The organism is Undibacterium pigrum (genome assembly GCF_003201815.1).
Taxonomy (GTDB): domain Bacteria; phylum Pseudomonadota; class Gammaproteobacteria; order Burkholderiales; family Burkholderiaceae_D; genus Undibacterium; species Undibacterium pigrum.
The window spans coordinates 21369-27887 of record NZ_QJKB01000025.1; the positions used below are offsets into that span (position 1 = coordinate 21369).

At 51.7% G+C, this 6519-nt stretch carries 3 protein-coding genes and 9 tRNA genes; 11 read left to right on the top strand and 1 reads right to left on the bottom strand.

What is annotated here, in order from left to right:
* Positions 1–302: 302 nt before the first annotated feature.
* On the bottom strand, positions 303–1901 hold the full coding sequence (locus tag DFR42_RS28300; protein ID WP_110258430.1) for an FAD-binding protein: 1599 nt from the start codon (positions 1899–1901) through the stop codon (positions 303–305).
* 394 nt (positions 1902–2295) lie between these two features.
* Here DFR42_RS28300 and DFR42_RS28305 point away from each other — a divergent pair, with 394 nt between their 5' ends.
* The 11 genes from DFR42_RS28305 (at position 2296) to DFR42_RS28350 (ending at position 6333) form a co-directional block, all read left to right on the top strand.
* Positions 2296–2550, top strand: coding sequence for a hypothetical protein (locus tag DFR42_RS28305; RefSeq protein WP_146219002.1), 255 nt, complete (start codon positions 2296–2298; stop codon positions 2548–2550).
* 119 nt (positions 2551–2669) lie between these two features.
* Positions 2670–2746 (top strand) — tRNA-Pro (locus tag DFR42_RS28310).
* 257 nt (positions 2747–3003) lie between these two features.
* Positions 3004–3088: transfer RNA gene (locus tag DFR42_RS28315), tRNA-Leu, on the top strand.
* 9 nt (positions 3089–3097) lie between these two features.
* Positions 3098–3173 (top strand) — tRNA-Gln (locus DFR42_RS28320).
* A 23-nt stretch (positions 3174–3196) separates the two neighbouring features.
* Positions 3197–3273, top strand: a tRNA-Pro gene (locus DFR42_RS28325).
* A 73-nt stretch (positions 3274–3346) separates the two neighbouring features.
* Positions 3347–3421: transfer RNA gene (locus tag DFR42_RS28330), tRNA-His, on the top strand.
* 111 nt (positions 3422–3532) lie between these two features.
* Positions 3533–3616: transfer RNA gene (locus DFR42_RS28335), tRNA-Leu, on the top strand.
* Positions 3617–3622: 6 nt separating this feature from the next.
* Positions 3623–3709 (top strand) — tRNA-Ser (locus DFR42_RS28340).
* Positions 3710–3765: 56 nt separating this feature from the next.
* A tRNA-Leu gene (locus tag DFR42_RS28345) sits at positions 3766–3849 on the top strand.
* A gap of 121 nt (positions 3850–3970) precedes the next feature.
* Positions 3971–4054, top strand: a tRNA-OTHER gene (locus DFR42_RS29430).
* 218 nt (positions 4055–4272) lie between these two features.
* On the top strand, positions 4273–6333 hold the full coding sequence (locus DFR42_RS28350; protein ID WP_110258432.1) for an NHL repeat-containing protein: 2061 nt from the start codon (positions 4273–4275) through the stop codon (positions 6331–6333).
* The last annotated feature ends 186 nt before the right edge of the window (positions 6334–6519 follow it).

Sequence of the window (6519 nt, forward strand, 5' to 3'; positions counted from 1 at the left end):
GCACGTCAAGTGATGCACGAAGTGCGTCCATGCAAAATGCAATACGACGCATACTCAGATTTTTAATCAACGCCGTGATGTAGGCTGCATTGCAATGCACCGCATGAATATCACAACACCCCGGGAAAATAATCTGTGCCGTACATGGCGTTTACATGCGGCGCGTTGCAAGACACCTCCCGTTATGACTACAATTATCCATTTGCTGAGAGGGAGGGCAAGCGTTGTGTGTTTCCTCTGTTCCTTCTCTTCGGTGAGTGGTTTGTGTTCACATGTCGCATACAGAATATGAAGTTGAAAGCTCAATCCCCCACCAGCCTCCCCACATAAGCATTCAAAAACATCCCGGCAGGATCACGGGACTGGCGATAGCCATCAAAAGCCTGCACACGCTCCGTACGGCGGCTGCGTAGCTGCTTGAGAAATGCCGGGTTGAAGGGCTGTGTGCCCGTGCCTGGCCCGGTGGCGGGGTCGTAGAAACCATACATCTTGCCATTGTGTGGCCAGCCACCTAGCGCGACCCATTCGCTTTCGACTTCGGCAAAAAAATTCAAGAGCTTGGTCGGGTAGTCGAGGCCGCTATTGTCTTCATGCACGGCGACAAAGGCGATCAGGTCAAGGTTGACGAAATAAGCGTCGGCATTGCTGGTGTAGGTGCCCGCCATGGCAGTGTCGCCTCCTTTAATGAAGCGAAATTCCATCGGTGCGGCGATGTGGAAGTTGCTGCTCTTGTTGACCTTGTCGCTGATGGATTTCAAGGCTCCCCAGACCGTGGATAAACTTTCTGCACCCAGGTCAGGCAGCTCGATGAAATAAGACATGAAGATGACCCTGGCGGCTTCGTTCAGCCACAGGTCAGAATTTTTTTGCGCCGCTTTTTTGACTTCACCCTTGATGACGGATATCGCTGTCGATGTGATCATCGCCGCCGCTGCGGTGCCGACGATGGGTGCATCAAAGCTTTGTGCATAGATGGCGGCGTCTTCGGCAATTTTTTCAGCATAAGGCAAATAGGGCGCACCGAATTCATTCTTTTTCGCGAGCTGGCAGGCGTCTGCTGCTGGTTCTGGTGTGGGCGCAGCGCCTGAGCCGCTTTCTACATTCCACCAGGCTGCTGTGAAGTTGTTGGTGCAAGTCAAGGCATAAGGGTTGAAGAAAGTTTCTACCCTGGATTTGGATGCCAGCAGGGCAGCCAGGCCAGCGCCAAAGTTGGCGGCGTTTTCCCACACATAATCATTGATGCCGGAGGTCAGGCAATTGGCAAACGGGCGCGGCAAGACGCTGATGGTGACGGCTGTGACGACACCCAAAGCACCGAGCGACACGCGGGCAAATTGCAGTGGCGACCATGCGCCAACTTTGGGCGTATTCGCATCTATGGTGTTGACTATGCCGTCAGGGCCCATGATGGCAAAGCCTGTCACGGTCTCAGCAAAGATGGGTGCCTGCACGGTGGCGCCATGTACGTCTACCGCAGTCATGCCACCGAGACTGAAGAAGCCGCCCGCAGTCACTGTTTCCAGCATGAGTTTGTTTTGCGTCAGAAAGGCATCGAGTTCATCTTCGCGCACGCCAGTATTCACGGTGACGCTTTTGCCATCATCGCCAAGCTGTATGCGCTGGTCACCATTGCTGCCAAGGTCAGCATAGCAGGACAGATCAACGATGACGACACCACTCGCAGGTGTCTCGCTACTCGCCACCAGCGGGGTTTGCGAATGGCGTTGGCCGGATACACGTAGCTGTTTGTTGTGTGCCGCAGCGGTGGTGACGACGACTTGTAATTCTGCACGCGTGCGTGGCGTGTAGTAATAATTATCGCCCTGGTAAAACAGGTTCTGGCTCCAGTTTTGCCAGGCAGGGGAGGCGGGCTGGGTGTTGTCTGTTGTGGTTTGTGGCATGGATTACTCCGGTGGGGATAGGAGACAGAGGAAACGTCGCGCTGGCGATGGGCATCTTTACATCAAGCGCATCAATACTGGAAATATTCTTTGCCGCACCAATTTACAGGCATCTTAAAAAATATTTCGATGTCATTTACTCTAGCATAAATTTTAATAAAACCAGCCTTTTTCATAGTGTAGCAACAGGCAATACAGCAGTCTAAAGCGACGCTGAAATATCCGCCTGTTGCAAAAATATATCAATTAATTGAATAAATTCGTCATGCCATGCTTGTTTTATTTAAAAAGCTATGGCAAGATACATCCATCGAATGCAGCAAGTAATTCTGCAACCCGGCTGCAATATCAGTTGGAACATCAACAACACTCAACTTAAAGAACAGGACCTATTGTGAACGCGACGCTACTCCAACAACTGAACCAGAACTTGCGCCTCATTGCGCAGGGTATGGCACAGGCTGGTGCAGCGCTGCTGGATACGTCCTCGCTCCCATCCCATGTAGCCGCTGGCCTGCAAGCGCAGCCCGCCCTGCAACCGAAACCAGCATTACCCGGCGCGCTTTTCGCCTTGCCCTTGCATCATCTGGGCGCATGCCTGCAAATTAACATCCGGGGGGAAACCCCACAGAGTAGCCTCACCAGTTAATGGTGTAAGCCACCTGTAGCGAGCAGCCCGGATGCGATAAACGCACCCGGGCTTTTTAATTTTTATAACAAAGAATTTTTAGCCTGATTGCAGATTGCAACAGGCATTAACAGTCATATCGGAGTGTGGCGCAGCCTGGTAGCGCTACTGCCCTGGGAGCAGAAGGTCCGAGGTTCAAATCCTCGCACTCCGACCAGTTTGAACGTTGCATCGTTCCGTAGAGAGCGTCGTTTTTACACGGCGTTCTCTACACCCGGAATTTGCAACCAGCAGGATTAAGCGCATGTGGTGGAATTGGAATACATGCTGGTCTTAGATTAGTAGGGTGCGTTGTAACGCACCGCCTTGCTGCAAGAAATTGAGATGGAAAAAAGCAATGCATAAACAATGAAAGAATTTTTAGGTTCGCAGATGGTGCGTTACAACGCACCCTACAGTACCAGGAAGTTTTAAGCGCATGTGGTGGAATTGGGATACATGCTGGTCTTAGAAACCAGTGCCGAAAGGATTGGGGGTTCAAGTCCCTCCATGCGCACCAAGTTTTTGTAGGGGATTAGCCAAGCGGTGACGGCATCGGGTTTTGAACCCGACACTCCAAGGTTCGAATCCTTGATCCCCTGCCAGTTTGAGAAGTGAAAAGTTTTTTCGGAGTGTAGCGCAGTCTGGTAGCGCAACTGCTTTGGGAGCAGAAGGTCCGGGGTTCGAATCCTCGCACTCCGACCAGTTTGAGTTTTGCATGATTTTGTGGGGTGCACATGCTCTGCAAATAATAGAAGACATAACAGCCTGCTTTGGGGTGGCCATAACTTAACGGTCAAAGTCGTGGATTGTGATTCCGCTTATCCCGGTTCGATTCCGGGTGGTCACCCCAAAGCAGGTTGATGCAAATGAGCAATGCGCAACCGATGCATAAACAATGCAAGACTTTTTAGGTTCGCAGATGGTGCGTTACAACGCACCCTACCGTATCAGGAAGTTTAAAGCGCATGTGGTGGAATGGTATACACGCTAGTTTCAAAAACCAGTACCGCAAGGTTTGAGGGTTCGACTCCCTCCATGCGCACCATTATTAGGAAACGTGGCAAAGCGGCGATTGCAACTGTCTGGAAGGCAGCAGGGCTGAAAGGTCCCGTGAGTTCGAGTCTCACCGTTTCCGCCAATAAGTATGGTCGTCTATCTACAGGCAGATCATGCAGACGAATACAAGTTTTAAATGCGCGTGTGGTGGAACTGGTATACACGCTGGTCTTAAACACCAGCGCCTCTGGCATGTGGGTTCGAGTCCCACCACGCGCACCACGATCATTGTCAATACTGTGCCGAAGTCATGCCAGACTTGATCTGGCATCCAGCGTCGTTCAAAGGTCGATCAATGCCAGGCAAGGCTTTTCCCTGCAGGTAAAGGTAAAAAGAGAAATTTGAAAACGTGGCAGAGTGGATCAATGCACCTGTCTACATACAGCACTGCTGTCGGGGGCCGTGAGTTCGAATCTCACCGTTTTCAGTTTGCTTGTCCTTACAGAAAAAATTGTAAGTAGCCTTAAGTTGCTACTCAATTCGCCACTTAGTGCGCGTTACTAATTGTTGCTTCTGATTGCCGCTTGCGGCATAACAATCGTGATACGATATTTGCAATTAATTTTCTGAATGAACGCATCTGTATCATGCATCCCTTCACCGTACTGACTTGCATCACATACGCGTTCGCCTGAGTCTTCCACAATGAAACCTGAACGCGTATTCACCCCCTTGCTTTGCCTGCTGACGATGGCCATGTCTGTTGCCTGCGGTCGTGCTGACGACAATGCCAGCAAAGCTGTATCTGCCAGTGCCACAAGCTTGAAGAACAAAGGCAGCATTGCCTTGTTCGCGGGTGACATGGGTGGTCCTGGCAATATCAACGGCACGGGCACCGATGCCCGGTTTCGATCATTGTGGGGCATTGCGATTGATCCCGACGGCAATCTGTTTGTCAGTGATTACCATCGTCTGCGCAAAATCACTCAGGAAGCTGTCGTGTCCAGCTTTGCCAGCAGTGAAACGAGTAATTCTGATGAAATGCTTAAGATGGATGCGGCAGATCTGAAAAAAATTAATTCGCCAGGCAGGATGGTGGGTGATGCAGAGGGCAATATTTTTGTACTTGATCAGCGCAATTGCAGCATACGCAAACTGACGCCGGCTGGCATAGCCTCGATCGTAGCTGGTGGTGCATGCACAAATACCGCTATTGATAGTCCTGTCGACGTAGCCAGATTCACAGCTCTCAAGGGTATAGCACTTGATCGTGAAGGCAATCTGTTTGTCAGTGATAGTAACGCCATACGCAAGATCACACCGGCAGGCATGGTCGGCACTGTTGCAGGTCAGGCCAAGGTGGAAGGCGCGCGTGATGGCAAGGGCGGTAGTGCGCGCTTTTCAGGTCCCGCGGGTTTGGTGGCAGACCCTGCTGGTAATATTTATATCGCTGACCAGTACAATGGCACGATACGCAAGCTGACCCCTGCAGGTGTGGTGACTACCATTGCCGGTCTTGCGGGTAAAAATGGTAGCGAAAATGGCAAAGGCAGGGCAGCCCGTTTTGATATGCCATCCGGTGTGGCCCTGGATGCCGCAGGCAATATCTATGTTGCTGATACCGTGAACGCGATGATACGTAAAATCACACCTGGCGGCGTGGTCACTAACTTTGTCAGTAATGGCAAGCGTGATAATCCACAAGGTGTGACCAGAGCAGCGTTTTTTTTACCGCCCAGGGACATTGTCAGTGATGGCAGGGGTAAGCTGTATATTATCGATGAAAGCAGCGTGCACAAGATCAGTGCTGATCGTGTGGTCACGACAGTAGCAGGTTCCAGCAAGGTGGCGATACCGCCTGAATACTGGTCCCCAGTTTTCATGACCAGCACGCCAGGCAATATGGTGGCTGATGTCCGGGGTGATCTGTATGTCACCGAATCGCGTTTCCCTTTTACTCTGATACATAAGATCAGCCCGATGGGCGCAGTCAGCCGCTTTGTCGACGTGAAGGCAGAGTTTGCGAGAATAGCGGGTTTGACGGTGGATGCCAGTGGTAATCTTTATGTCGCCGATTCCATAGGCACCGTGCGTAAAATCAGTGCTGCTGGTGTCACCACACCGCTGGCAGGCATGCCTGACCAACTTGGCCTGGCCGATGGCGCAGGTAGCGATGCCAGATTCAAGGTGCCGAATGGCATTGCCCTCACCAGCAGTGGTGATGTTCTGCTTGTCGATACAGCCAACCAGTTAGTGCGCAAGGTGACTGCTGATGGTGTTACCAGCACCTTTGCCAGGATTCCCCTGGGGCAGGTGGTGGAGGATAGTCGCGTCAAACAAAGCCGTTTCTGGCCCAGTGTCGCAAACGGTATCGCCATTGATGGCAATGCCAATGTCTACGTGGCTGATGGTATTCATCACGTGATTTTCAAAATTTCACCTGCAGGTGTCAGCAGTGTTTTTGCGGGTAGTACCGGGCAAAAAGGGAGTGCCGATGGTAGTGGCATGGCGGCACGTTTCAATCGCCCGCAGGGTCTCACGCTGGATTCGAAGGGCAATCTGTATGTGGCTGATACTGACAATAACGCAGTCCGCAAAATCACCCCCGAAGGCCAGGTCAGTACCTTGATAGGCTCTGCTAACCGTGAAGGCTTTGTTGCCGGGCCTTTGCCAGGTTCGCTGTCAAGGCCAACTGCGGTTGTCTTCAGCCGTGGGGCCTTGTATGTCAGCACTTACCAGGGAGTAGTGGTGGCGCGGGATTTTTAAGCGACGGCACACATTCACTGCGGGAACTGCTTCTGCCGCGAACTGGTGCTTGCAAGGCTTGCATACCCTGGTTTTTAATCAAAGCCGTGATGTAGGGCAATGGAATGGACTCCTCCCCTTACGGCATCAAATGTGCCAAACTGAAGAGTGATGAAACGATTCAGTTCACAGAGGAGAAGTCCAAAT

Excerpts from the sequence above, each read along its gene's own strand:
- DFR42_RS28350 (WP_110258432.1), top strand. The coding sequence starts at position 4,273 with ATGAAACCTGAACGCGTATTCACCCCCTTGCTTTGCCTGCTGACGATG.
- DFR42_RS28300 (WP_110258430.1), bottom strand. The coding sequence starts at position 1,901 with ATGCCACAAACCACAACAGACAACACCCAGCCCGCCTCCCCTGCCTGG.